Origin of the sequence: Micrococcus luteus NCTC 2665 (assembly GCF_000023205.1) — a bacterium.
Lineage (GTDB): Bacteria > Actinomycetota > Actinomycetes > Actinomycetales > Micrococcaceae > Micrococcus > Micrococcus luteus.
Genome location: NC_012803.1, coordinates 1373499 through 1399399, shown reverse-complemented (window position 1 = coordinate 1399399; position 25901 = coordinate 1373499). Strand labels below are relative to the sequence as shown.

18 protein-coding genes are annotated in these 25901 nt (G+C 71.2%); 13 read left to right on the top strand and 5 right to left on the bottom strand.

Annotated features, from left to right (window positions below; genetic code table 11):
• Positions 1–3 precede the first annotated feature (3 nt).
• From secD to MLUT_RS17930, 3 genes are all read left to right on the top strand, one after another.
• Complete coding sequence (gene secD, locus MLUT_RS17940) at positions 4–1866, top strand: protein translocase subunit SecD (RefSeq protein WP_010078574.1); 1863 nt, start codon at positions 4–6, stop codon at positions 1864–1866.
• Complete coding sequence (secF, locus tag MLUT_RS17935; RefSeq protein WP_010078575.1) at positions 1863–2903, top strand: protein translocase subunit SecF; 1041 nt, start codon at positions 1863–1865, stop codon at positions 2901–2903. Before secD ends, secF begins: the two co-directional genes overlap by 4 nt.
• Positions 2904–3039: 136 nt before the next feature.
• Entirely contained in the window at positions 3040–5319 is a 2280-nt protein-coding gene (locus tag MLUT_RS17930) for a RelA/SpoT family protein (protein WP_012750901.1), read from the top strand.
• Positions 5320–5330: 11 nt separating this feature from the next.
• Here MLUT_RS17930 and MLUT_RS17925 read toward each other — a convergent pair whose 3' ends face one another.
• Both MLUT_RS17925 and MLUT_RS17920 read right to left on the bottom strand, forming a co-directional pair.
• Positions 5331–5948, bottom strand: a complete 618-nt coding sequence (locus MLUT_RS17925) for a hypothetical protein (RefSeq protein WP_012750900.1) — start codon at positions 5946–5948, stop codon at positions 5331–5333.
• Positions 5949–6033: 85 nt separating this feature from the next.
• The gene (locus MLUT_RS17920; protein ID WP_010078578.1) at positions 6034–7572 is read right to left on the bottom strand and encodes a DUF349 domain-containing protein; all 1539 of its coding nucleotides are present in this window, start codon (positions 7570–7572) and stop codon (positions 6034–6036) included.
• A 174-nt stretch (positions 7573–7746) separates the two neighbouring features.
• Between MLUT_RS17920 and hisS the strand changes: the two genes are divergently transcribed.
• The gene (gene hisS, locus MLUT_RS17915) at positions 7747–9123 is read left to right on the top strand and encodes a histidine--tRNA ligase (protein ID WP_010078579.1); all 1377 of its coding nucleotides are present in this window, start codon (positions 7747–7749) and stop codon (positions 9121–9123) included.
• 58 nt (positions 9124–9181) lie between these two features.
• On the opposite strand, the gene MLUT_RS17910 is transcribed toward hisS, so the two are convergent.
• Positions 9182–10474 (bottom strand): APC family permease, encoded by a 1293-nt coding sequence (locus MLUT_RS17910; RefSeq protein ID WP_010078580.1) that lies wholly within the window; start codon positions 10472–10474, stop codon positions 9182–9184.
• 145 nt (positions 10475–10619) lie between these two features.
• Here MLUT_RS17910 and aspS point away from each other — a divergent pair, with 145 nt between their 5' ends.
• A complete protein-coding gene (gene aspS, locus MLUT_RS17905; protein WP_010078581.1) occupies positions 10620–12434 on the top strand; it encodes an aspartate--tRNA ligase in 1815 nt (604 codons plus the stop codon).
• A gap of 23 nt (positions 12435–12457) precedes the next feature.
• Here aspS and dtd read toward each other — a convergent pair whose 3' ends face one another.
• Together dtd and MLUT_RS17895 are read right to left on the bottom strand one after the other, a co-directional pair.
• Positions 12458–12910 carry a D-aminoacyl-tRNA deacylase gene (gene dtd / locus MLUT_RS17900; RefSeq protein ID WP_010078582.1) on the bottom strand — a complete coding sequence of 151 codons (453 nt, stop codon included), beginning with the start codon at positions 12908–12910 and terminating at the stop codon, positions 12458–12460.
• A gap of 319 nt (positions 12911–13229) precedes the next feature.
• Positions 13230–13820, bottom strand: coding sequence for a DUF1697 domain-containing protein (locus MLUT_RS17895; protein WP_010078583.1), 591 nt, complete (start codon positions 13818–13820; stop codon positions 13230–13232).
• 52 nt (positions 13821–13872) lie between these two features.
• Here MLUT_RS17895 and MLUT_RS17890 point away from each other — a divergent pair, with 52 nt between their 5' ends.
• The 8 genes from MLUT_RS17890 to MLUT_RS17860 all read left to right on the top strand — a co-directional run bounded on the left by MLUT_RS17890 (position 13873) and on the right by MLUT_RS17860 (position 25870).
• Positions 13873–15270, top strand: coding sequence for a replication-associated recombination protein A (locus MLUT_RS17890; protein ID WP_010078584.1), 1398 nt, complete (start codon positions 13873–13875; stop codon positions 15268–15270).
• Positions 15271–15558: 288 nt separating this feature from the next.
• Positions 15559–16185, top strand: coding sequence for a 30S ribosomal protein S4 (rpsD, locus tag MLUT_RS17885; RefSeq protein ID WP_010078585.1), 627 nt, complete (start codon positions 15559–15561; stop codon positions 16183–16185).
• Between the two features lie 201 nt (positions 16186–16386).
• Positions 16387–19203 (top strand): TrlF family AAA-like ATPase, encoded by a 2817-nt coding sequence (locus MLUT_RS23820; protein ID WP_012750899.1) that lies wholly within the window; start codon positions 16387–16389, stop codon positions 19201–19203.
• Positions 19204–20055: 852 nt separating this feature from the next.
• Positions 20056–20445 carry a hypothetical protein gene (locus tag MLUT_RS17880; RefSeq protein ID WP_010078586.1) on the top strand — a complete coding sequence of 130 codons (390 nt, stop codon included), beginning with the start codon at positions 20056–20058 and terminating at the stop codon, positions 20443–20445.
• Positions 20442–23153 (top strand): alanine--tRNA ligase, encoded by a 2712-nt coding sequence (gene alaS / locus MLUT_RS17875; RefSeq protein WP_010078587.1) that lies wholly within the window; start codon positions 20442–20444, stop codon positions 23151–23153. The genes MLUT_RS17880 and alaS overlap by 4 nt, the downstream gene beginning before the upstream one ends.
• Positions 23113–23682, top strand: coding sequence for a Holliday junction resolvase RuvX (ruvX, locus tag MLUT_RS17870; RefSeq protein WP_010078588.1), 570 nt, complete (start codon positions 23113–23115; stop codon positions 23680–23682). Before alaS ends, ruvX begins: the two co-directional genes overlap by 41 nt.
• Positions 23679–24947 (top strand): endolytic transglycosylase MltG, encoded by a 1269-nt coding sequence (gene mltG / locus MLUT_RS17865; RefSeq protein WP_010078589.1) that lies wholly within the window; start codon positions 23679–23681, stop codon positions 24945–24947. Before ruvX ends, mltG begins: the two co-directional genes overlap by 4 nt.
• Entirely contained in the window at positions 24947–25870 is a 924-nt protein-coding gene (locus tag MLUT_RS17860; RefSeq protein WP_010078590.1) for a shikimate dehydrogenase family protein, read from the top strand. Before mltG ends, MLUT_RS17860 begins: the two co-directional genes overlap by 1 nt.
• Positions 25871–25901: the final 31 nt, after the last annotated feature.

Sequence of the window (25901 nt, the reverse complement as noted above, 5' to 3'; positions counted from 1 at the left end):
GCAATGGCGAAGAGAACACCCACCGGCTCCGCCGGGCGCACCCTGGCCTGGCTGGCCGCCCTCCTCGTGGTCCTGGCCGCGATCCTCGGTGGGGGCGTGGCCTCCGGCGCGGCCTCCTGGGCTCCCAAGCTCGCCCTCGACCTCGAGGGCGGCACGCAGATGGTGCTGGCTCCCGAGACCTCGACGGGCGAGTCCGTCACCCCCGAGCAGCTGGACCAGGCCGTGGAGATCATCCGCCAGCGTGTGGACGGCTCCGGCGTGGCCGAGGCGGAGGTCGCCACGCAGGGCTCCCAGAACGTGGTCGTCTCCCTGCCCGGGGTCCCGGACGAGGAGACCCGCCGCCTGATCCAGGCGTCCGCGGACATGCAGTTCCGCCCCGTGCTGCAGTCCGGCCCGGGGGAGGCCACCCCCGAGGACCAGCGCCTGCCCGAAGACCAGCTGCCGAAGCCCGACGGGGAGCCGGCGGACGCCTACGACCCGAACTGGGTCACCCCGGCCCTGCTGGCCGAGTTCCAGGCCACGGACTGTACCGCCCCGCGGGACCCGGCCGCGCCCCCGCCGCCGTCCGACCGGGCGATCGTCGCCTGCCAGCCCTCCGCGGAGCTCGCGGACGGCGCCGTCACGCCGGCCCAGAAGTACATCCTGGGCCCCGTGGTCATCCCGGGCACCCAGATCAAGGGCGCGTCCAACGGCATGGCCCAGGCCCAGGGCGGCGTCTCCACCAACCAGTGGGTCGTCAACATCGAGTTCGACGAGGAGGGCGCCAAGACCTTCACAGAGGTCACCCAGAAGCTCACCCCGTACCCCGAGGGCGACCCGCGCAAGCAGTTCGCGATCCTGCTGGACGGGGACGTGATCTCCGCGCCGCAGTCCAACGTGGTCATCACCAACGGCAGCGCGCAGATCAGCGGCCCCACCCTGAACGAGCAGACGACGAAGCAGTTGGCTGAGCAGCTCAACTACGGCTCCCTGCCGATCTCCTTCTCGATCGAGTCCGAGCAGCAGATCTCCGCCACGCTCGGCCGGGACCAGCTCTTCTGGGGCCTGATCGCCGGCCTGATCGGCCTCGGCCTCGTGGCCGTGTACCAGTTCTTCCAGTACCGGGCCCTGGGCCTGCTGACCTTCGCCTCGATCATCGTGGCGGGCGTGCTGACGTGGCTGGCCATCGCGATCCTGGGCTGGACGGACAACTACCGCCTGTCCCTCGCGGGCATCGCCGGGCTCATCGTCGCGATCGGTCTGACGGCGGACTCGTTCATCGTCTACTTCGAACGCATCAAGGACGAGCTGCGCGCGGGCCACACCGTGCCCGTCGCCGTGCACGAAGGCTGGAAGCGCGCCCGGCGGACGATCACCGCGTCCAAGGCCGTGAACCTGCTGGCCGCCGTCGTGCTGTACTTCGTGGCCGTCGGCAACGTGCGCGGCTTCGCGTTCACCCTCGGCCTCACCGCGATCGCCGACCTGATCGTGGTGTTCATGTTCACCCACCCGCTCATGGTGCTGCTGGCCCAGACCCGCTTCGTGGGCGAGGGACACCCGATGTCCGGACTGGACCCGTCGCTGCTGGGCGGGCCGTCCCTGTATCAGGGCGCCGGCCGCTTCCGCGAGCCCGCCCCCGCCCCCCGCACCGGGCTCCCGGCGGAGGACTCCGACGAGCCGGCCGACGCCGACGACGCGGCGGCCGCCGACGACGCGGCAGCCACCGACGACGCGGCAGCCACCGACGCCCCGCGCCCGCTCGTCGCGACGGGCGCCCCCCGCGCGGGCTCGTCCGCCCGGGGCGGCCGCCGCTCGCGCACCGCGCCGCCCATGACGATCGCCGAGCGACGCCGCGCCGAGCGCCGCCGCCAGGAGGAGGACCAGTGAACCGCTTCGCCGACTGGGGCAACGCCCTCTACTCGGGCCGCATCTCCTACCCGTTCATCCAGCGCTGGCGGCGGTGGTTCGCCCTCGCCGCCCTGCTGCTCGTCCTCGCCGGCGGCCTGACCGCCCTCCGCGGTGGCTTCAACCTCGGCATCGAGTTCCGGGGCGGCTCCGAGTTCACCGTCTCGCAGACGGCCTCCACCGACGTGGCCGCGGGCGAGCGCGCCGTGACCGACGTGCTGGCCGACGGCCACGCCACCGTCACGAACGTCGCCCCGGGCACCGTGCGCGTCCAGACCGAGCAGCTCGACGACGCCCAGACCCGAGCCGTGGCCGCGAACCTGCAGGAGGCCTACGGCGTGGGCCCGGACCAGGTGACCTCGACCTTCGTGGGGCCGACCTGGGGCGCCGCGGTGTCGCAGCAGGCCCTGATCGGCCTGGTGATCTTCGTGGTGCTCGTGGCCCTGTTCATGGCCGTGTACTTCCGCACCTGGAAGATGTCCCTGGCCGCCGTGCTCGGCATGCTCTACGTGGTCGCGCTGACCGCCGGCATCTACGGCGCCACCGGCTTCGAGATCACGCCGTCGGCCATCATCGGCTTCCTCACGATCCTGTCGTACGCGCTCTACGACACCGTGGTGGTCTTCGACAAGATCCGCGAGAACACGATCGGGGCCGGGGAGGACCCGGAGCGCTCCTTCGTCGAGAACGTGAACCTCGCGGTGAACCAGACGCTCGTCCGGTCCATCACGACCTCCGTCGTCGGCATCCTGCCGGTCGGCTCGATCCTGTTCATCGGCGCGGGGCTGCTCGGTGCCGGCACGCTGCGGGACATCGCGCTCGCGCTGTTCGTGGGCATCATCGTGGGCACCCTGTCCACACTGTTCCTCCAGGCGCCGCTGTACGCCCTGCTGCGCCGCAACGACCCGGACGTGCGCGACCACGACGCCCGGGCCGCGGCCCGCGCCGCCCGGGAGCGTGCCTCAGAGGCGGTCACCGATCCCGACGTCGCCCCCTGGGACGACGGCGCGCGACTCTGACGGAGCCGCTGCGGCTCCGGTGCACCTGCCACCGGGCCCGGCGGTCTTTCTGGGGCGGGGCGGGACGGGCGCGGGTAGACTCGCCGATCATCCCGGCCGGAGCGGTCGGGGCCGCACGAGTCAGGAGGCGTGGCCCATGAGCGAGCAGGACCCCACTCCCGTCCCGGTCCGGCCCCGCGGCCGGATCGCACGGCTGACCGGCCGGCACGCCACCGAGTACTCGCCCCTGCTCGAGCCGCTGATGCGCACGGTGCGGCAGCGAGCCACCAAGACCGAGCTGGCCGAGATCGTCCGCGCCTTCGAGGTCGCCCGCGCGGCACACGAGGGGCAGATGCGGCGCTCCGGGGACCCGTACATCACCCACCCCGTCGCGGTCGCCACGATCCTCGCCGAGATCGGCGTGACCGGCCCGACCCTCCTGGCGGCCCTGCTGCACGACACCGTCGAGGACACGGACTACTCCCTGGAGCGCCTGCGCGCCGACTTCGGCTCCGACGTCGCCCTCCTCGTGGACGGCGTGACCAAGCTGGACAAGGTGACCTACGGCGCCGCGGCGCAGGCCGAGACCGTGCGCAAGATGGTCATCGCGATGGCCCAGGACGTGAACGTCCTGCTCATCAAGCTCGCCGACCGGCTGCACAACGCGCGGACGTGGCGGTACGTCTCCCCGGAATCCAGCGCGCGCAAGGCCCAGGAGACCCTGGACATCTACGCCCCGCTGGCCCACCGGCTCGGCATGAACACCGTCAAGTGGGAGCTCGAGGACCTCTCCTTCGCCGCCCTCAAGCCCAAGATGTACGCGGAGATCGTGCGCCTCGTGGGGGAGCGGAACCCGGAGCGGGAGAAGCACATCGCGGCGCTGCGCACCGTGATCGAGGATCATCTGCGCGAGCACCGGATCCGGGCGACCGTCACCGGACGGCCGAAGCACTACTACTCGATCTACCAGAAGATGGTGACGCGCGGGAAGGACTTCGACGACATCCACGACCTGACGGGCATCCGGGTGCTCGTGGACTCCGTGCGGGACTGCTACGCCGTGCTCGGCGCGATCCACGCCCGCTGGAACCCGGTCCCGGGTCGGTTCAAGGACTACATCGCGGTCCCGAAGCTGAACATGTACCGCTCCCTGCACACCACGGTGATGGTGCCGGGCGGCAAGCCGGTGGAGATCCAGATCCGCACGCAGGAGATGCACCGCCAGGCCGAGTACGGCGTCGCCGCGCACTGGCGGTACAAGGCCCAGGCCGCCGGCCAGGCGCCGGTGCAGGCCACGCCGGCCTGGCTGCGCTCGGTGATGGACTGGCAGGCGGACACCCGGGACCCGGACGAGTTCCTCGCCTCGCTGCGCACCCAGATCGGGGCGGACGAGGTGTACGTCTTCACGCCGAAGGGGGAGATCCGCACCCTGCCGGCCGGCTCCACGCCCGTGGACTTCGCCTACGCCATCCACACCGACGTCGGCCACCGCACCATCGGTGCCCGGGTCAACGGCAAGCTCGTCCCGCTGTCCACGCCGCTGAGCCACGGTGACACCGTGGAGGTCTTCACCTCGCGCGCCGAGGACGCGGGCCCGAGCCGGGACTGGCTGGGCTTCGTGGTCTCGCCACGGGCCCGGTCCAAGATCCGTCACCACTTCGCCACTCAGCGCCGCGGCGAGCAGGCCGACCGGGGACGCGAGTCGCTGACCCGTCAGCTGCGCAAGGCCGGCATGGCCGTGCAGCACGTGCTCGGCGGCGAGGAGCTGGTGCAGGTGGCCACGGATCTCGGCTACGCGGACCTCGACGGGCTGTTCGTGGCCCTCGGCGACGGTCACGTGTCCGCGCAGTCCGTGCAGGAACGCGTCGCGGAGCGCCTCGCTCCGCCGACGCCGACGCAGGCCGAGCCGGAGGGCGAACTGACCGTCGGCGAGGTGGACCTGCAGGAGCTGGTCCCGGCTCAGGCGCGGCGCGCCCCCGCGCGGGCCACCAACGACGCCGGCGTGCTCGTGGACGGCGACGGCGGTGTCATGGCCAAACTGGCCCGGTGCTGCAACCCGGTGCCGCCGGATGCCATCGACGGGTTCGTCACCCGCGGCTCCGGGGTCTCCGTGCACCGGGTCGACTGTCCGAACCTGGCGACCCTGCTCGCGCAGGAGCCGGAGCGCCGCACCCCGGTCAGCTGGGCGCCGTCGAGGGACACCGTCTACCTGGTCGAGATCCAGATCGAGGCGCTGGACCGCAAGTCGCTGCTCTCCGACGTCACACGGGTCCTCTCCGAGAACCACGTGAACATCCTCTCGGCCTCCGTGAACACCACCCGCGACCGCGTTGCGATGAGCCGGTTCGTCTTCGAGATGGGCGACCCCCGGTTCCTCGGCCACGTGATCGACGCGGTGCGCCGCATCGACGGCGTGTTCGACGTGCACCGCACCTGAGCCTCCCGGCCTCAGTCGGGGACGTCCAGCGCCGTCAGCAGCGCGCCCAGCCGGCGCCGGGCCGCCACGACGCCGGCGCGGCGGGTCCGGCGGGCCAGCCGCTCCCGCAGCCCGGCGGCGCCGTGGGCGCCGATCACGGCAGCCGCGCGCCGCGCCGCATCCGGGTCGGCGCTGAGCAGCAGGTCTTCGACCGTCCGGGCGGGCGTGGTGACCCGCACGGGGCCGAAGCGGAGCACGTCCTGTTCGGCGGGGGCGACGCCCGTGGCATCGGCTGCGACGTCCGACTGCGTGAGCGTCCAGGGCAGCTGGCCCCCGCCGGCGGGGCGCCGGTGGAAGTGCGGCACGGCCGCGTGCAGCCGCCCGGGCGCCGCGCCGCCGGCCAGGATCCAGGCCGCCGACGGGCCGATCGCGGTCCAGCCGGCGGCCAGGAGCGGGCCGCCGAGGGTCCACAGGGCGGCGGCCCGGACCGCGGGATCGTCCGCCGCGTCCGGCCGCGCCCACACTCCGGGCAGCAGCGGTCGCACGGCGCCCCGCGCGCCGAGCGCCTGCAGCTCCGGCTCCGTGAAGGGGTCGCCCGCCAGCATGAGCGCCCCGGCCGGGGCGGTCTCCTCGATCGTCACGGTCGTCATGCCCGGAGCCTGCCAGAGACAAGGACGCCCCCGCGGCCGCCTGTGGACAGACGGGCCGCGGGGGCGTGCTCGAGACGGGTGGGGCTCAGCGGAGCTCGGAGGCCGAGGCCTCGAGGGCCTGCTTCCACTGCAGGCGCGCGTCGAGCGCCTCCTGAGCCTTCTTGACGGCGCGCTGGTCGCCCTCGGCCTGGGCCCGGGCGAGATCCGCCTCGAGCCCGGCGATGGTCTCCTCGAGCTGCGTGAGGGCGGAGTTCGTGCGGGCCTTGGTCTCCGGATCGGTGCGGCGCCAGTGCTCGTTCTCCGCCTGCTTGAGGGCGTCCTCGAGCCTGCGGAAGCCCTCCTCCATGCGACGGACGTCCCCGCGGGGCACGCGGCCGGCATCCTCCCACCGCCCGCGCAGCTCGTTGAGCGTGCGCCGCCCGGCCTTGACGTCCGTGAAGGGGAGCAGCTTCTGGCCGTCGGCGAGGATCTGCTCCTTCACCTTCAGGTTGGCCCCGTACTCGCGGTCGATCTCCTGGTTCGCGGCCTTGCGGGCGGCGAAGAAGACGTCCTGGGCGGCGCGGAAGCGGGCCCAGAGGGCGTCGTCCTCCTTGCGGGAGGCCCGGGGCGCGCGCTTCCACTCGTCCATCAGGTCGCGGTACTTGCCGGCGGTCACGCCCCAGTCGGTGGACGTGGACAGCTCCTCGGCGCGGGCAATGAGGCGCTCCTTGACCTGCTTGGCCTCGGCCGAGGCGGCGTCCAGCCGGGAGAAGTGGGCGCGGCGGGTCTTGTCGAACGTGGTGCGGGCGCCGCGGAAGCGCTTCCACAGGTCGTCCTCGACCGACTTGGCCAGACGCGGGCCGGCCTTCTGGGCGGCCTTCCACTCCTCGAACAGCTCCGTCATGCGCTGGGACGCGGTCTTCCAGGGCATCCGCTCGGCCGGGGTCTGGGCGAAGGTCTCGGCCTCGGCGACGATGGCCTCGCGGGTGGCCAGCTGCTCGGCCTGGGCGGCCTGCCGGGCCTCCTGTTCCGCGGCGCGGTAGTCACCCAGGAGGGTCTCCAAGGCCGCCAGGCGGGTGCGGAGGGCGTCCATGTCGCCGACCATGTGGCGCTCGTTCACCGCGGTCGTCATCTGGCCCAGCGCCCGCCCCAGCTCACCCGAGGGGGCGCCCGCGGCGATGCGCTGCTCGAACAGGGCCATCTGGGCGCGCACGTCGTCGTACTTGCGGACGAAGTACGCCAGCGCGTCCTCGGTGCTCGCGTCCGGCACCTGGCCGACCGCGTGCTCCTCCTGCCCGTCCAGCAGCGTGACGTGGCCGTCCTCGCTCACCCGGGCGAACTCGGCGGCCTCCCCCACCGGGGTGGGCGGCACGGTCGGGGCCACGACGGGGGCCGGGGCGGCGGACGCGGCGGCGGGCGTCGCAGGGCGCACGGCGGCCGGGCTGGCCTTCTTCATCGCGGCCGGGGAGGGCATGGCGGGCGCCTCGGCGGGCTGTGAGGAATCACCGTGCGCCGGGGCGTCGGGGACGATCTCGGGGACGGGACGGGCCTCGGCGGGCACGGTCGTCTCGGCGGCCTCGGCCGACGCGGGGGTGGCCTCGGTGGTGGGGGACTGCTGGTCGTCGGGCTGCATGTGATTGGTCACCGCTGGAACTCTCCCTGACTGCGCCGGCACGCAGTCGTCGAGGGATGCGGCCGGTCGGGATGGACACGAACAGGGCCAGCGTACCGGGCCGGACAGCGCCCGCGCCTAGAATGGGCCGGTGCGCCGGCGGGGGACCGTCGCGCGTCCCCGCCGTCGTCGTCTCGAAGGATCGCCATGTCCCGCAAGGCCTCCCTGTCCGGTTTCCACGAGTGGCTGCCCGCCGAGCGGCTCGTGGAGCAGCACGTGCTCGACACGCTGCGGCGGACCTTCGAGCTGCACGGGTTCGCCGGCATCGAGACCCGTGCCGTGGAGACCCTGGGCCAGCTGCTGCGCAAGGGCGAGGTGGACAAGGAGGTCTACGCGGTCTCGCGTCTGGCCGAGGACGAGGAGGTCGCCGCGGGCCGGCGCGAGCCCAAGGACCCGGCCGACCCCAAGCGCCTGGCCCTGCACTTCGACCTCACCGTGCCGTTCGCCCGCTACGTCGTGGAGAACGCCGGCCACCTCGCCTTCCCCTTCCGTCGCTACCAGATGCAGAAGGTCTGGCGCGGGGAGCGCCCTCAGGAGGGCCGCGCCCGCGAGTTCACCCAGGCGGACATCGACGTCGTCGGCGACGGCGCCCTCTCACCCCGGTACGACGCCGACGTCGCACTGGTGATGGCCGAGGCGCTCGGCGCCCTGCCGATCGGCGACTTCCTCATCCGCGTGAACAACCGCAAGCTCGCCGAGGGCTTCTACCGGGGCATCGGCCTGGAGGACACCGCGGGCGTGCTGCGCAGCATCGACAAGCTGGAGAAGGTCGGCCCGGAGGAGGTCGCGCGGCTGCTCCAGGAGGAGGTCGGCGCGAGCCCGGAGCAGGCTGCGCAGGCGCTGGCCCTGGCGGACATCCGCACGTCGGACACCTCGTTCGTCGAGCGGGTCCGCGCCCTGGGGGTGACCCACGAGCTGCTCGAGGAGGGGCTGACCGAGCTGGCCGACGTCGTCGCCACCCTGCACCGCCGCGCCCCCGGGCGCGCCGTGGCGGACCTGTCCATCGCGCGCGGCCTGGACTACTACACGGGCACCGTCTACGAGACCGTCCTGGTGGGCCACGAGCAGCTCGGCTCGATCTGCTCGGGCGGCCGCTACGACGCGCTCGCGTCCAAGGGGAACCGCGTGTTCCCCGGTGTCGGACTGTCCATCGGCGTGACGCGGCTGGTGATGCGCATGCTGTCCCAGCAGATGGCCGTGGCCTCCCGCTCCGTGCCGACCGCAGTGTACGTGGCGCTGACCGCGGACGAGGACTGGTCCGAGGCCCAGGACGTCGCGGCCCTGCTGCGGGAGCGCGGCATCCCCGCGGAGGTCGCGGTGTCGGCGGAGAAGTTCGGCAGGCAGATCAAGTACGCGGACCGCCGCGGCATCCCGTTCGTGTGGTTCATGGGCCGGGACGACGCCGGCGCGCGGGTCCACGAGGTGAAGGACATCCGCTCCGGCGAGCAGCACGCCGCGGACCCGGCCGACTGGACCCCGCCGGCCGAGGACCTGCTGCCGCAGGTCGCCCGCGCGCAGGACTGAGCGGGCGGCCGGCGCGCCGGCCCCGGCGTGCGACGCCGACACCCGTCCGCGCGTCGGCTCACCCACCCCGGCGCCCGGCCCGCACGAACGCGCGCCCGCCCACCCCGATCAGGAACACGCCTGCCATCGCGGCCACGGACATCGGCGGCAGGCAGAGGGCGAGCAGCAGGCACAGGGCCAGGCCGAGCATGTTGACGGCGCGGGGGACGCGCAGCGGGCGCGGCCGGGCCGGGCGGCGGCCGTCGTCGTCCCCGCGCAGGGTCAGGGCGGACAGGTTCGCCACCGCGTAGTAGACGAGCACGCCGAACGAGCTGAAGCCCACCACGGTGAGGATGTCCGTGGTGAGCAGGAGCAGGACCACGGCCAGGGCCACCGTCAGCTGAGCCGTCCACGGCGTGCCGGTCCCCGCATGGACCCGTGCCAGGGGGCGGGGCAGGTCGGCCTCGCGGGCCATGGCCAGGGCGGTGCGGGAGACGCCCGTCAGCAGGGTGAGCATGGCCCCGGCCGCGGCGAGGGCGGCGCCGGCCACGGCCACCCAGCCCCAGCCGGAGCCCAGGGCGGTCTCGAGCAGGTCGCGCACGGGCGCCGGGGAGCGGGCCAGTCCGGAGATCCCGAGGCCCGAGATCAGCGCCGTGGCGAGCAGCAGGTACAGCGCCACGGTCACGGCGAGGGCGATCAGGATGGCGCGCGGGATCGTGCGTGCGGGGTCGATGACCTCCTCGCCCATGGTGGCCACGCGCGCGTAGCCGGCGAACGCGAAGAACAGGACGCCCGCACCCATGAGCACGCCCTGCACGGGGGAGTCGACGCCGAGCGCCGCGGCCGAGCCCCCGGGGGCCTCGCGCGCCAGGCCCGCGCCGATGGCCAGGACGAGCACGGCGAGCACGGGCATGAGGATCGCCGTCGTCGCCTGCGCGGTCCGCGTCACGCCCGCCATCGCCACGCCGGTGAGCACGACGACGGCGGCCACGCCCGTCCACCGGGCCGCGGCGTCGTCGTCGGGGAAGAGGTACAGGCCGAGGGTGGCCGCCATCGCGGCCACCGACGCGGTCTTGCCCGTGACGAAGCCCCAGCCGGCGACGAAGCCGGCCCACGGGTGCAGCTGCCGCCGGCCGTAGATGTAGGCGCCGCCGGACTCGGGGTGGACGGTGGCCAGCTGCGCCGTGGACAGGGCGTTGCACAGGGCCGCGACGGCCGCGACCGCCAGGGCCGCGTACAGCAGGCCGGGGTGGCCACCGGTGAGCGCGGCCGCCAGGCCGATCGCGGTGAACACGCCCGCGCCGATCATCGAGCCGAGGCCGATCGCGACGGCGTGGAGCAGGGTCAGGCGGCGCTGCAGGGCGGCGGTCATGACGGGGTCCTCCTGGGCTGGGGCAACGCGGGCGGGGCACTAGACTGACGGGAACGGCGCGCGCCCGCCCCGCAGGCGTATCACACGGCGTCGACCATCACATGAACCCCGCACATCGTCCGGCGACCGGACGGAGAGGATCCTCGTGCTGCGCACCCACTCCCTCGGCGAGCTCAACGCCTCGCTCATCGGCCAGACCGTCACCGTCACCGGCTGGGTGGCGCGGCGGCGCGACCACGGCGGCGTGGCCTTCGTGGACCTGCGCGACGCCTCGGGCTTCGCCCAGGTCGTGGTGCGGGACGAGGCGGACTTCGACCCGCTGCGCAACGAGTGGGTCCTGCAGGTCACCGGCACGGTCGAGCGCCGCCCCGAGGGCAACGAGAACCCGAACCTGCCCTCCGGCGAGATCGAGCTGATCGCGGAGACCGTGACGGTGCTCAACACCGCCGCCGCGCTGCCGTTCCAGGTGGACGAGCACGTGGAGGTCGGCGAGGAGGCCCGGCTGCGCCACCGCTACCTGGACCTGCGCCGCCCGCAGCCCTCGCGCATCATGCGCCTGCGCTCCGAGGTCAACCGGACGGCGCGCGAGCTCCTGCACGGCGAGGGCTTCGTGGAGGTCGAGACCCCGACCCTCACGCGCTCGACGCCGGAGGGCGCCCGCGACTTCCTCGTCCCGGCCCGCCTGGCTCCCGGCTCCTGGTACGCCCTGCCGCAGTCGCCGCAGCTGTTCAAGCAGCTGCTGCAGGTGGGCGGGATCGAGAAGTACTACCAGATCGCCCGCTGCTACCGCGACGAGGACTTCCGCGCGGACCGTCAGCCCGAGTTCACCCAGCTGGACATCGAGGCCTCCTTCGTGGAGCAGGACGACGTGATCGCCCTCGGCGAGAAGATCGTCAAGGCCCTGTGGGCCCTCGTCGGTGTGGACGTGCCGACGCCGATCCGTCGGATGACCTACGCCGAGGCGATGGAGAAGTACGGCTCGGACAAGCCGGACCTGCGCTTCGGCCTCGAGCTGACGGACCTGACCGAATACTTCAAGGACACCCCGTTCCGCGTGTTCCAGAACGAGTACGTGGGCGCCGTCGTGATGCCGGGCGGCGCCTCCCAGGCCCGCCGCACCCTCGACGCGTGGCAGGAGTGGGCCAAGCAGCGCGGCGCCAAGGGCCTGGCCTACGTGCTCATCCAGGAGGACGGCGAGCTGACCGGCCCGGTGTCCAAGAACATCTCCGAGGAAGAGAAGGCCGGTCTGGCCGCCGCCGTGGGCGCGAACCCGGGCGACTGCGTGTTCTTCGCCGCCGGCAAGCCGAAGGAGTCCCGCGCGCTGCTGGGCGCGGCCCGCGTGGAGATCGGCCGTCGCTGCGGGCTGTTCACCGACGCCGGTGACGGCGTGGCCGCGAAGGATGCCGACTGGGCGTTCGTGTGGGTCGTGGACGCGCCGATGTTCGAGCCGGCGGCCGACGCCGTGGCCTCGGGCGACGTCGCCGTGGGCGCTGGCGCCTGGACCGCCGTGCACCACGCGTTCACCTCGCCCAAGCCGGAGTTCGCGGACACCTTCGACGCCGACCCGGGCTCGGCCCTGGCCTACGCGTACGACATCGTGTGCAACGGCAACGAGATCGGCGGCGGCTCCATCCGCATCCACCGTCGGGACGTGCAGGAGCGCGTGTTCGAGGTCATGGGCCTGTCCCCGGAGGAGGCGAACGAGAAGTTCGGCTTCCTGCTCGAGGGCTTCAAGTACGGTGCCCCGCCGCACGGCGGCATCGCGTTCGGCTGGGACCGCGTGGTCGCCCTGCTGGCCGGCACCGACTCGATCCGCGAGGTCATCGCGTTCCCGAAGACCGGCGGCGGCTTCGACCCGCTGACGGGCGCACCGGCGCCCATCACCGCCCAGCAGCGCAAGGAGGCCGGCGTCGACGCGCAGCCGGAGCCGAAGCAGGCCGAGGCTGAGCCGGAGGCCTGATCGGGGTCCGCGGCGGGCCCGCCTCAGCCGCGCCGCGGCCCGGCCAGCTCGTCCGAGTCCACGATCAGCGTGAACGGCCCGGAGTTGGTGAGAGAGACGTCCATCATCGCGCCGAACACCCCGCGCTCCACGCGCACGCCGGCGGCCTCGAGCTCGGCCGTGAACCGCTCGTAGAGCGGCTCGGCCTGGTCGCCCTTCGCCGCGCGCGTCCAGGACGGCCGCCGGCCCTTGCGCACGTCGCCGTACAGCGTGAACTGGCTGACGACGAGCGCCGGGGCACCGGCGTCGGTGAGGGACCGCTCGCCGTCGAGCATGCGGAGCCCGGCCACCTTGCGGGCCACCTGGACGGCCTCGGCCTCCGTGTCCGTGACCGACACTCCGAGCAGGATCACCAGCCCCTCGCCCTCGAAGGAGCCGACCACCTTCCCGTCGACGGTCACGGACGCAGACTGGGCTCTCTGGCAGACGGCACGCATGCGGCCATCCTCACATGACCGCCCTCATCCAGGGCGGGGCCTCTGACCCGGACCGGGGAGGCCAGCGGCCGGAATGAGGACCGTGACGGCGCTCATTCCGACCCCTCGGATGCCCGGTCGGCCCGGGGCCCCAGCTCAGCGTTCTCGCCGCCCGACGCCTCACTTCCGCTTCGTGGGCTCCACCTCGTACATGGCGGTCGAACCGGAGACCGCGTTGGCCACGATCAGCAGGGCTGCGCCGGAGGAGAAGTCGTCGGCCAGCGCGCGGTGCCCCGCGGGTGTCGACGTCGGCGGATGCCCCGCGTGCTGTCCGCCGAGGTCAGTCCCCGGCCGGCAGCCCCGCGAGCACCCGCACCGTCGTGAGGTTCCGGGCCGCGCCGCGCACCCCGAGCGTCCGGTCGAGGCGGGCCGGGGTGAGCGGGGAGTCGGCGACCCCCGTGGCGCAGCGCGTCCACAGCAGCCGTCCCTCCAGGGCTGTGCGATCCGGCCCCGCGGGTCGGTCGTCCCCGTGGTCGAGCGCGGCCAGGGCGGCGGCCGCCTCGGGTGCGGGGTCGTCCTCGAGCACGGTGAGCTGGGTGCGTTTCGGCTCGCCGCCGGCCCAGGGGAGCGCGTCGTGCAGCTCCAGGGCGCGTCGGAGCGTGCCCACGTCCACGAGGACCACGGGGACGTCGAGACCGCCCTCCTCACGCGCCCGTCGCGCGAACCCCTGCCGCACGCCCTCCGCGGCCGCGTCGGAGGACGCCCGGAACAGGACGTTGCCGCTGGCCAGGTGGGTGGTGACCGCCTCCCCGCCGGCGGCCTGGGCCCAGCGGATCAGTGTGTCCTTGCCGACGCGGTTGCTCCGGCCCACGTTGATCCCGCGCAGCAGCAGGACATGGGTGTGGTCGGTGCGCGGGGCGGCGGGGCTCATGCGGCCAGGATGCCACCCACGTCCCCGCGGGCCGAGGACTACCCTGGACCCGATGGACGACCTCTTCAGCGCCGCGCACACCGGGGCCGACGACGACGGCCCGGCCGGCACCGTGGCCGCCCCGCACCCCGGCGCACCGCTGGCCGTGCGCATGCGCCCGCGCACGCTGGATGACGTGCTGGGCCAGCGGCACCTGATGCGGCCGGGCTCCCCGCTGCGCAAGCTCGCCGAGCCCGATCCGGACTCCGCCGCGGGACCGAGCTCGGTCATCCTGTACGGGCCGCCGGGCATCGGGAAGACGACGCTGGCCCACGTGATCGCCCGCGCCCCCGGGCGCACGTTCACGGAGCTGTCCGCCATCACGGCCGGCGTGAAGGACGTGCGGCAGGTGATGGAGCAGGCCCAGCGCGAACGCGACCTCTACGGCCGCACCACCGTCCTGTTCCTCGACGAGATCCACCGCTTCTCCAAGGCGCAGCAGGACGCGCTGCTGCCGGGCGTCGAGAACCGCTGGGTCGTGCTCGTGGCGGCGACCACGGAGAACCCGTCCTTCTCGGTGATCGCACCCCTGCTCTCCCGGTCGCTGCTGCTCACGCTGCGTCCCCTCACGGACGACGACATCGTCGGGCTGCTGGACCGTGCCGTCACCCAGGAGCGCGGGCTCAACGGGGCCGTGGTGCTCCAGGACGACGCGCGGGACTACCTGGTGCGGATGGCCGGCGGCGACGCGAGGCGGGCGCTCACGGTGCTGGAGGCCGCGGCCGGCGTCGCCCTGGACAAGGCGCGCGAGGCCGGCCGGGCGGGGGAGGGCGCCGTCGCGGTCACGGAGGAGGACGCCGCGCAGGCGATGGACCACCACGTCCAGCGCTACGACAAGGACGGCGACCAGCACTACGACGTGATCAGTGCCTTCATCAAGTCCATCCGCGGCTCGGACGTGGACGCGTCGATGCACTACCTCGCCCGGATGCTGGAGGCGGGGGAGGACCCCCGGTTCATCGCCCGGCGGCTGATCATCTCCGCGTCCGAGGACGTGGGCATGGCCGACCCGACCGCGCTGCAGACCGCCGTGGCCGCCGCCCAGGCCGTGCAGCTGATCGGCATGCCGGAGGGACGCATCATCCTGGCGCAGGCCGTGACGCATCTGGCCACCGCGCCGAAGTCCAACGCGAGCTACACCGCCGTGAACGAGGCGATCGCGGACGTGCGGGCCGGCCACACGGGCGCGGTGCCGGCGCACCTGCGGGACGCGCACTACCCCGGCGCGGCGGCCCTCGGCCACGGCCAGGGCTACGTCTACAGCCACGACGAGCCGCACGCCGTGGCGCGCCAGCAGTACGCCCCGGACCCGCTGGTGGGCAAGGACTACTACCGGCCCAAGCCCATCGGCCACGAGAAGCGGCTCGCGGAGCAGGTGGCCGCGCTGCGCCGGATCGTCCGGGGGCAGTGAGGGGGGAGCGCCGGTGGGCGCCGACCCGGTTCTGGTAGAGTGGTCCGCTGTCTGGCAGGCGCTGCGCCCCGGACGCATCCCCCTCGAGCGGTCCACGGGACACCCGCGTGCCCGGGCGAGGGACGCGCAGCGCATCAGTGGATGACGGGCGGCGGCACGCCCCTCAGCTCTCCTCAGGATCGCGGGGAGGCCAGGTTCGAGTCCCCTTGACCCGTGCGCCCCGGCGCCCGGACGAGACCTCGAGACAAACCCGAACCGTGCCGCACGTCAAGGAAAGGCAGGTCCACCATGAGTGGCAACCTTCGCACCCGCCGCACCGTGCGGCACTCCCGCGCCCTGGGCATCGCGCTGACCCCCAAGGCCGAGAAGTACATGGAGCGTCGTCCGTACGGCCCCGGCCAGCACGGCCGCGCCCGCCGCAAGCAGGACTCGGACTACGCGGTGCGCCTCAAGGAGAAGCAGCGTCTGCGCGCCCAGTACAACATCCGCGAGGCCCAGATGCGCCGCTACTTTGAGGAGGCCAAGCGCACCGCCGGCCTGACCGGTGAGAACCTGGTCGAGCTCCTCGAGCAGCGCCTCGACGCCCTCGTGCTGCGCGCCGGCTTCGCCCGCACCATCCAGCAGGCCCGTCAGCTCGTCGTGCACCGCCACATCATGGTGGACGGCAAGCGCGTGGACGTCCCCTCGTTCCGCGTGAAGGAGGGCCAGATGATCCACGTGCACGAGCGCTCGGAGAAGATGGTCCCCTTCCAGCTGGCCGCCGCCGGCGCCCACCAGCAGGTCCTGCCCGCCACCCCGGGCTACCTGACCGTGGAGATCGAAAAGCTGCGCGCCACCCTCACCCGTCGCCCGAAGCGCTCCGAGGTCCCCGTGACCTGCGAGGAGCAGCTCGTGGTCGAGTACTACGCGCGCTGATCCGCCCCGTCCGGGCCCGTCCCGGACGACGGCGCCCCGCGCGTCCCGCCGGCCCGGTCACCTCTCGGAGGTGGCCGGGCCTGCGGCGTCCTATTCTGAAGATGCGGTCTGTGCGTCTGCTACGTTGGCTCTCGGCAACTCGTGTCGCTGTTAACGTCCAGGGGCCGAGTCTGCGGGTAGTGACAGGAGAGGGGCTAGAAAATGAGTCAAACGTACAACGGATCAATTTGGCGTAAGTGGGATCTGCACCTTCATGTGCCTGGAACAAAACTCTCAAATGGTTACCCTCGATCGGAAGATCCGTCAACTATTGACACATTCTGCCAGGTGCTGGAGAGCTCAGATGTGCAAGCCTTCGGCCTGACCGACTATTACTATGCCGACCGGATCCATAAGGTTCGAAAGCGCTATAAAGAGCTGTTTCCACAATCCCGAAAACTCCTCTTGGTAAATATCGAGGTGCGCTTAGACGTCGATGTATCAGCAGAGGGGAAAAATGTGAATCTTCACTTCATTTTTAACCCCTCGTTGCCTCCTGAGAAAGTGGACCGGTTCCTCGGGTCGCTTAAAATCAGCCGCAGATCTGGCATCTCTGGTCCGCAAATTTCATGCTCAGAGCTTACAGATGCAGATGATTTCGCTTCTGCGACGGTGGGTCTAGATGCCATTCGGAATGCGATGCGAGATGTTTTTGGTGAGGACGTTTACAGCGGTGATAACCGCAGACGAAACCTTATAGTCATAGCCTCTGCTAAGAATGACGGGATTCGGGCGCGGGGGGGTCAAGCTGGCGCAGCTAGGCGGGCGGCGCAGAGCGATGAAATTGACAAATTTTGTGACGGCTTCTTCGGTAACGAAGGGAACGTCGAATGGTTTCTATCCCCCGATAGGTACGAGGCAAGTGAAGTCTCCATACCCAAGCCGGTGCTGGACGGATGCGACGCCCACGATTTCACGCAGCTGAAACAACGACTCGGGCGTCATTCGAAGACGGGGGGCAATCACTCAAATATCTTGTGGATTAAATCCGATTTAACTTATAACGGATTGTTGCAGATCTTTCTGGAACCCGATACTCGAGTTTTTCTTGGTTCCACTCAGCCTGACCGCAAGCCGGGATATAAGGTCATCGAAAGCGTCGAGTTTTCCGATACTGCTAACTTTCCAAAGAGGGTTCGACTCAATCCAAACCTTAACTCGATCATCGGCAGCCGTTCGTCGGGAAAGTCTTCATTGTTGGCTCACATTGCTTACGCGGTGGATCCCGACAGGACACTAGACGCGCAGAGGCGGGCGAACCCGCACCTCGACCCAACAAAACTGGGACCAGCTGCTGGAATAACGTGGCAAGCAGCTGCAAACGCTGGTTGCCGGGTAAGTTGGGGGTCCAGTGAATCTGGTAGCGGGAGGGTTATATATATTCCTCAAAACTCCCTCTACTCGCTAAGCGAAAAGCCGGAGGAGATTACAGAGCGTATTGCGCCGGCTCTTGCCGTTGCTCGACCAGATCTTGGCATCCAGTACGACAATCTTCTTGCCGATGAGCGCATTTTTCGCGAGGAAGTTGCTGCATCCGTCAGTCGTTGGTTCTCACTAAAAACCAAGCACGTTCAGCTGACTGAGCAAATAGGCGCCCTGGGTTCAAAGGACGCGGTCGCAGCTGAGCTAGAAAAAGTAAACGTACGCATTGCCGAGTGCGCGGAAGTGGCTGAAATTACCGACTCTGAACTGGGGCGAATAGCGGGGTATCGGAACCAACTTCGTATTCTTGGGGATTCCCTCCGGGCCGCAGAGGACGAATATAATCGGATCCAGAACATTTTGGGGACTCGACTCGACGACGAATACGCCCTCTCGCCCAAGGCTTTTAAAGTCGATGTGAAGGTCGATCCAGGGCTGGAGACTGCGGGTGCAGGGTTCGCGACGACCGCCAAGCCTGTCCTCGACTTCTACGAGAATGAGATTAGTGAGTACCTTAGTAGTCTAGCTCGAACGCGGCTAGATTTTCTCCGCGGGAAAATGGCAGCTATTCGAGAGGAACTGGTTACCACTGAAGAAGTTTCCGCCCCTCTACTTGCAAAAGAAGTGGCCATTGAAGAAATTGGCAGTCTTCGCGATGGCGCCGACAAGTTTTCGAGAGAACTGGATAGGATCGATAGTCTCGCGACGGAGGTCAGGGATAACGCTGATGAGATTAAGACAGTCGCGGATACCATCCAATCGTGCATTGCGAGGGTGAATAAGGAAATCGCTACCTTCGTTAGAAACGTTGAGACTGCAAGTGTCGAGATTGAGCAAATGATGCTCAGCGCGGATGCCCAGATCGATGAGCAATCCATTCGCGATGCAATGGCTGGTATGCACGGGTCATCAGTTAACTCGTACGTGCGTGGACGCGGGGATCTGTTTGATGTTGCGAGAGCGCAAGCTGATCCCCTTGACTTTCTTGAAGAACTATTCTCGGGACAAATTCGTCTCACGGGATCCACCACCAAGGAGGAACTCGCGAACCGGGTTCTGAGCGTGGTTCCGGAGGTCCGATTCAAGGCGACTCTCGAAGGCGACTCGATCGGTGGTTTTGAACCCTCCTCAATGACCCCTGGAAAGCAAGCGCTGTTCGCGCTGTCCCTGACATTGGGTTCAGACCAAGACGGGTGGCCTCTTCTTCTTGACCAGCCGGAGGATGACCTAGATAGCCGGTCGATCTTTGGGACAATCGCTCACTATCTGATGGATCAGAAGAAGAAGCGTCAGATCATTATGGTTACACATAATGCGAACCTGGCAATCGGTGCGGACTCGGAACAGATACTCGTTGCAAACCGTCATGGCACTGACCATCCCAACGAGGACGGTCGGAGATTCTCCTATCTCGGGGGTTCACTTGAACATGAACGCAATCCCAATCCTGGGGCGTCATTTGCGCTGGATCGGCTAGACGTCCCCTCCCACGCTTGTGAGATTCTGGATGGCGGCGAAGAGGCCTTTAAGAAGAGGAGCCAGCGTTACCTGATTTGAGTCTGCAGGAGGGAGTTCGTTCGTAGCAAGGAGGTCTTCTTGGCAGCGGTAGAGTGCTCCACGGATGCGCATGCCTCCCGGGCGGGCCTGTGGTGGAGTTGGATGAACCTCCAATGTGATCCATCGCTTACCTGGCTCGGCGTGGCGCACGCTGCTCGGGTAGGAAATCACCTGACTCCAGGTGTTCGGGGAGGGGTTAAGCGGCCCTAGCGCGTCTATGTCGTGACAGCGCCCGTTGGGTGGGGCCACACTCGCGCGGTTGCTCGCTCTCTCGTGCTCGCAGTACGGCCTTGGATGTTTTCAACCGGGAGCCTCTCGGAAGAATGTTGATATCAACCACCTCGTGGAGTTCAAGGAGGGGGTGCCTCATCTGAAGTAAGGAATCGCGAACCGCGCTTAGGAAGTGTCTCCAGAGCTCTGGCCGATAGTTCCTGAGCCCTCGGTTCGAATCGGGCGGAGGATCCTGCGGTTTCCTACGTTTGGTCTTCTTAACACTTCCCGAGCCTACGGGGGGCTGCCGCCAGGTCTCGAGCTCGAGCACGCGACACGCTGTCCTGTCTTCCCGCGGCCGCCACCGCAGCCTCGAGCGTCCAACGACGGGCCAGGCCTAAATGTGTCTCACGAAGGGGCATTCTCAAGGGTCTATCCACTATGGCCTGGCGCGGCCAGCATTTAGAGCTTCCAGAGGGGGCCCCGTTACTCGTTCTGGCTGAACGAGTACCGTCCCGCTCAGCACCGCGGGTACGCTGGATGAATTTACCGGCCCTCAGCCGCCTCGTCGCCTCTGATCCGACCGACCCCTGTCCCGGTAAGGTGGGGCCGGAATCCCTGCCGTCCGAAGGAGGCCCCGCCATGCTCCGCTCGCTGCTGCTCGTCGGCGCCGGCGCCGCGTCCGGCTGGTTCGCGCACCGCGCCCTCGGCGACCGTGCCCACCCGGCCACGGGCAGGACCGACGCGCCGACGTCGGGCCCCGGCTCTGCTGGGGGGCGCGCGGGGTTCTCCGCCCGCCTGGACCCGGAGCGCCTGGCCCGCCAGGCCGGCGAGGCCGCCGCCGACGCCGCGGCGGCCGCCCTGCAGGACGGCGCGCGGCGCCTGGCCGACCGCGTGCGCTCCCAGGCCCCCTGGGCCGCCCCCTACCTGCCCCACACGGGGCCGATCATCTCCGGGGAGACCGTGGAGCCGCCGTCGCACGGCGCCGCCCGCCCCCAGACCACCACCACGCAGAAGGACACCCCCGCATGAAGTCCCAGGAGATCGCCCGCCGCTGGACCGCCTTCTTCGAGTCCAGGGGGCACCGCGTGGTGCCGTCGGCGTCGCTCGTCTCGCCGGATCCGTCGCTGCTGTTCACGGTGGCCGGCATGGTCCCGTTCATCCCGTACTTCCTGGGGGAGCAGACCCCGCCGAGCCCGCGCGTCGTCTCGGTGCAGAAGTGCATCCGCACCGCGGACATCGAGGAGGTCGGCAAAACCGTCCGCCACGGCACCTTCTTCCAGATGTGCGGCAACTTCTCCTTCGGCGACTACTTCAAGGAGACGGCCATCCCGATGGCCTGGGAGCTGCTGACGTCCTCGGTCGAGGACGGCGGCTTCGGCCTGGACCCCGAGCGCCTCTGGGTCACCGTGTACCGCGAGGACGACGAGGCCGAGCGCATCTGGCGCGAGGACGTGGGCGTCCGTCCCGAGCGCATCCAGCGCATGGGCAAGGACGACAACTACTGGAACACCGGCCAGCCCGGCCCGGGCGGCCCCTGCTCGGAGATCTTCTACGACCGCGGCCCCGCGTACGGCGTCGACGGCGGCCCGGCCGCGGACGACACCCGCTACATCGAGATCTGGAACCTCGTGTTCATGCAGTACCGCCTCTCCGCGGTGCGCTCGAAGGACGACTTCGACATCGCCGGCGAGCTCGAGCACAAGAACATCGACACCGGTCTCGGCCTCGAGCGGCTCGCCATGATCCTCCAGGGTGTGGAGAACATGTACGAGACGGACCAGGTCCGCCCCGTGCTCGACCGCGCCGCGCAGCTGGCCGGCCGCGCCTACACTTCCACCGAGGACCCGGCCGACCCGCACTACGACGACGACGTCCGCCTGCGCATGGTGGCCGACCATGTGCGCTCGGCCCTGATGCTGATCAGCGACGGCGTGCGTCCCGGCAACGAGGGCCGCGGCTACGTGCTGCGCCGCCTCATCCGCCGCGTCGTCCGCGCCCTGCGCCTGATGGGCGTCACCGAGCCCGTGTTCCCCGAGCTGCTGCCGGTCTCCCGGGACGCGATGAAGGGCACCTACCCGGTCGTGGCGGACGAGTTCGAGCGCATCTCCCGGATCGCCTACGCCGAGGAGAAGGCGTTCCTGCGGACCATCGCCGCGGGCACGGCCCGCCTCGACGCCGCGGTGGGCCAGGCCCGCTCGGCGGGCGGCGGCATCGCGGGCCCGGACGCGTTCGAGCTGCACGACACCTACGGCTTCCCGATCGAGCTGACGCTGGAGATCGCGGAGGAGGCCGGCGTCGCCGTGGACGAGGCCGGGTTCCGCGCCCTCATGGCCGAGCAGCGCGACCGCGCCCGCGCGGACGCCAAGGCCAAGAAGTCCGGCCACACGGACACGGCCGTGTACCAGCGCCTGCGCGCCGAAGGCCAGACCCACTTCACCGGCTACACCGAGCACACCACCGAGTCGGTGGTGCGCGGCCTGCTGCAGAACGGCGAGGAGGTCCCGTCCGCGGGCGCCGGCACGGAGCTCGAGCTCGTCCTGGACGCCACGCCGTTCTACGCGGAGTCCGGCGGCCAGGCCGCGGACACCGGCCTGATCACCGGCGACGGCTTCCGCCTCGAGGTGCTCGACGTGCAGGCCCCCGTGAAGGGGCTTTCCGTGCACAGGGTCAAGGTCCTCGACGGCGAGGTCGCCGCCGGCGCGCAGGCCCTCGGCGCGATCGACCTGCAGCGCCGCCTTGACGGCGAGAAGGCCCACTCCGGCACCCACCTGGTGCACGCCGCGCTGCACCAGATCCTCGGCCCCGAGGCCACCCAGTCCGGCTCCTTCAACAAGGAGGGCTACCTGCGCTTCGACTTCCGCTGGGCCGAGGCGCTCTCGGCCGGGGCCCGCTCCGAGGTCGAGGACGTGGTGAACATCGCCATCCGCGACGACCACACCGTGCTCACCCAGGAGATGAGCCTCGAGGAGGCGCGCGCACTCGGCGCGATGAGCCTGTTCGGCGAGAAGTACGGCGACCGGGTGCGCGTCGTGGAGATCGACGGCGCCTGGTCCCGCGAGCTGTGCGGCGGCACCCACGTGGGCCGCACCGCGCAGATCGGCTCGCTGACCCTGCTCGGCGAGCAGTCCGTGGGCTCGGGCAACCGCCGCGTCGAGGCCCTCGTCGGCCTGGACTCGTTCCGCCACCTCGCCGCGGAGCGCACCCTCGTCTCCGAGCTCTCGGAGATGTTCAAGGCCCCGGCCGAGGAGCTCAAGGACCGCATCGGCGCCACCCTGGACCGGCTCAAGGCGGCCGAGAAGCAGGTCGCGGAGCTGCGGGCCCAGGCGCTGCAGGCCCAGGCCGGACAGCTCGCCGGGCAGGCCCAGGACGTCACGACGTCCGGTGGGACGTCGGTGCGGGTGCTGGCCCACCACGCCGGCGACGTGGCCGGGGACCAGCTGCGTTCCCTCGCGCTGGACCTGCGCGCCCGGATCGAGTCGGCCGGCGGCAACGCGGCGGGCACGCCCGTGCTCGTGGCCCTCACGGCCGAGGCCAAGGGCCGGCCCCTCGTGGTCGTGGCGACCAACGAGGCCGCCCGCGCGGCCGGCCTCAAGGCGGGCGCCATGGTCAAGACCGCCACCGGCGTGCTCGGCGGCGGGGGCGGAGGCAAGGACGACGTCGCCCAGGGCGGCGGCCAGGACGTCACGCGCGTCGGGGATGCGCTCGACGCCGTCGTCGCCGCGGTGCGCGCGGCCTGAGGCGGACGTGAGCGCAGGTCAGGACGGGGCCAACGCGGCAACCGACGCCGTGCGCCGGGGGCGCACCCTCGGCGTCGACGTCGGCCGTGCCCGCGTGGGCGTCGCGTCGGCCGACCCCGACGGCCTGATCGCCACCCCCGTGGCCACCCTGCGGCGGGATGCGCGTCGACGTCGTGACGTGGACGAGCTCGTCGCCCACGCACGCGAGCTCGACGTCGTCGCCGTGTACGTCGGCCTGCCGGTGAATCTGCGGGGCGAGCACACGCCGTCCACGCAGGACGCCCTCGACTACGCGGACGCCGTCGCCGCCGCCCTGGCCGAGGCGGGCCACCCCGTGCCGCTCCGGCTCGTCGACGAGCGGCTCAGCACGGTCTCCGCGCAGGCCGGACTGCGGGCCGCGGGCCGGTCCGTCAAGGACAGCCGCGGCGTGATCGACCAGGCGGCCGCCGTCGCGATCCTGCAGGCCGCCGTGGACGAGCAGCGCCGCACCGGGCGCTGGGCCGGCCAGGACCGGGAGCCGATCCGGTGACCGGCGACCACCAGCACGCTCGGCGTGAGGACCACTGGGACGATCTGCTCGGCGACGAGGCCGACGTCCACGACGACCTCGACGTGTTCGGCTTCGCCCACGACGAGGCGGACGAGGCCGACGTCGGCGCCCCGTCCCAGCCGGTCGACGCGGCCGGCCCACGCCGGCCTCGCATGCTCCTGCGCCGCCGGGGCACCGGGTCCCACCCGGCCTCGCGGGTCGACCGCGGCGCCGGCCGGCGGCGGACCGCGCTGGTGCTGGGCACGGTGCTGGTGGCGTTCGCCGTCGTGGTCGGGCTGATCGTGCGCGGCTTCCTGAGCGGCCCCGACCACACGGCCGTCGAGGGCGACGAGGTGACGTTCTCGGTGGAGCCGGGCGAGGACCTGGGCTCCGTGGCGGCCCGCCTGGACCGGGCCGGCATCGTGGGCTCCGCCCGTGCTTTCGAGCGCGCCGCCAGGGACACGGGCAGCGGTCTCGTCCGTTCGGGGGACTTCGTGCTGCGCGAGCGGATGCCCGCGGCCGAGGCCCTCGCGGTGCTCCAGGGTGCCACGGACGGGGCCGTGCACTACGTGCTCGTGGAGCGCGGGCGGCGACTCACCGAGGTGCTGGACGCCGTCGCCGAGGCCACGGGGCTGCCCCGCGAGGAGCTCGAGGCCGCCGCCCAGGACCCGACCCGCTACGGCGTCCCCGGGGAGGCGGGCACGCTCGAGGGCTGGCTCGACGCGGGGGAGTACCGCCTCCCCGTCGACGCCACCGCCGGGCAGGTGCTCGACGCCCTGATCCGGCCCACCCTCACCGAGCTCGAGGCCCTCAACGTCCGCGACCCGGCCGAGCAGCAGCGCGTGCTCACGATCGCCTCCATCCTCGAGGCGGAGGCCCTGCCCCAGGACTACCAGCAGGTCGCCGGCGCCATCGTGAACCGCCTCGCCCCGGACAACACCGAGACGCACGGGCTCCTGCAGATCGACGCCACCGTCACGTACGGCCTCGGAGTGCGTAGCCTCAGCTTCACCTCGGGCCAGCGGCAGGACGCCTCGAACCCCTACAACACGTACGTGCACCCGGGCCTGCCGCCGGGTCCGATCGGCATGCCCTCCGACGCGGCCGTCGAGGCCGCCCTCGACCCGGCCGAGACGGACGCCTACTACTGGGTGACCACGGACATCGGCACCGGCCACACCGAGTTCTCCCGCACCTATGAGGAGCACCAGCAGCACGTGCGCACCCTGCAGCGCTACTGCGCGTCCAACCCGGGGGTGTGCTGATGCGCCCCGTGCTGCGCGCGGCGGTCCTGGGCCGGCCGATCGCCCACTCGCTCTCCCCGGTGCTGCACGCGGCCGCCTACCGGGTCCTCGGCCTCGACATCGACTACGGCCGCCGTGACCTAGGCGAGGACGAGGTGCTCGCCTTCGCGGCCGAACACCTCGGCGCCCCGGGCGCGGCCGACGGCGGCGCGGCCGCGGCCCGCGGCCAGGACTGGCTCGGCTGCTCCGTGACCATGCCGCTGAAGCGGGCGGTCGTCGCCGCCGCCGGGCGGGTCAGCGACCGCGTCCGGCTCCTGGGCACCGCGAACACCCTCGTGCGCGACCACCCCGCCGCCCCCGGGGTCGTCCACGCCGAGAACACGGACGTGGACGGCATCCTCGGCGCCCTCGCCGCGGCCGGCCTCGACCGTGCCGCCCGGGGCGGGACCGTCGGCGTCCTCGGGAACGGGGGGACCGCGACGGCGGCCGTCCTCGCCGCCGCCACGCTCGGGGCGGACGCGGTGCTCTTCGGCGTCCGCGACGCAGCGCGCGCCGCCGAGGTGACGGCCCTGGCCGACGCGCTCGGGCTGCGCTGGGCGACCCTCGGCCAGCCGGATCTGCTCCGGCGGGCACCGGGGCTGCGTGCCGTCGTCGCCACCCTGCCGCCGCGCGCCGCGGACGCCCTGGCCGCACACGTGCCGGCCGACGCCGCCCTCCCGCCCCTGCTGGACGCGGCCTACGACCCGTGGCCCTCCGTGCTGGCGGCCGCCTGGTCCCGGGAGGGCGGTCCGGTGGCGTCCGGGCTGTCCATGCTGCTGCACCAGGGCGTTGAGCAGGTCCGGCTGTTCACGGCCCGGCCCCGCGCCGCGGCCGGGATGCCCGAGCCGGACTGGGCGGCGGTGACGCGCGCCGCGGCGGACGCCCTGGGACCGGCCGCAGGCTGAGCGTCGAACGCCGGATCCGGTGCGTCCCGTC

What these genes read in the sequence shown, in the direction of transcription:
- rpsD (WP_010078585.1), top strand. Translation starts at nt 15,559, where the DNA reads ATGAGTGGCAACCTTCGCACCCGCCGCACCGTGCGGCACTCCCGCGCC.
- ruvX (WP_010078588.1), top strand. Translation starts at nt 23,113, where the DNA reads ATGCGCTCGACGCCGTCGTCGCCGCGGTGCGCGCGGCCTGAGGCGGAC.
- alaS (WP_010078587.1), top strand. Translation starts at nt 20,442, where the DNA reads ATGAAGTCCCAGGAGATCGCCCGCCGCTGGACCGCCTTCTTCGAGTCC.
- MLUT_RS17930 (WP_012750901.1), top strand. Translation starts at nt 3,040, where the DNA reads ATGAGCGAGCAGGACCCCACTCCCGTCCCGGTCCGGCCCCGCGGCCGG.
- MLUT_RS17910 (WP_010078580.1), bottom strand. Translation starts at nt 10,474, where the DNA reads ATGACCGCCGCCCTGCAGCGCCGCCTGACCCTGCTCCACGCCGTCGCG.
- MLUT_RS17860 (WP_010078590.1), top strand. Translation starts at nt 24,947, where the DNA reads ATGCGCCCCGTGCTGCGCGCGGCGGTCCTGGGCCGGCCGATCGCCCAC.
- MLUT_RS23820 (WP_012750899.1), top strand. Translation starts at nt 16,387, where the DNA reads ATGAGTCAAACGTACAACGGATCAATTTGGCGTAAGTGGGATCTGCAC.
- dtd (WP_010078582.1), bottom strand. Translation starts at nt 12,910, where the DNA reads ATGCGTGCCGTCTGCCAGAGAGCCCAGTCTGCGTCCGTGACCGTCGAC.
- MLUT_RS17880 (WP_010078586.1), top strand. Translation starts at nt 20,056, where the DNA reads ATGCTCCGCTCGCTGCTGCTCGTCGGCGCCGGCGCCGCGTCCGGCTGG.
- MLUT_RS17895 (WP_010078583.1), bottom strand. Translation starts at nt 13,820, where the DNA reads ATGAGCCCCGCCGCCCCGCGCACCGACCACACCCATGTCCTGCTGCTG.
- hisS (WP_010078579.1), top strand. Translation starts at nt 7,747, where the DNA reads ATGTCCCGCAAGGCCTCCCTGTCCGGTTTCCACGAGTGGCTGCCCGCC.
- MLUT_RS17925 (WP_012750900.1), bottom strand. Translation starts at nt 5,948, where the DNA reads ATGACGACCGTGACGATCGAGGAGACCGCCCCGGCCGGGGCGCTCATG.
- MLUT_RS17890 (WP_010078584.1), top strand. Translation starts at nt 13,873, where the DNA reads ATGGACGACCTCTTCAGCGCCGCGCACACCGGGGCCGACGACGACGGC.
- secD (WP_010078574.1), top strand. Translation starts at nt 4, where the DNA reads ATGGCGAAGAGAACACCCACCGGCTCCGCCGGGCGCACCCTGGCCTGG.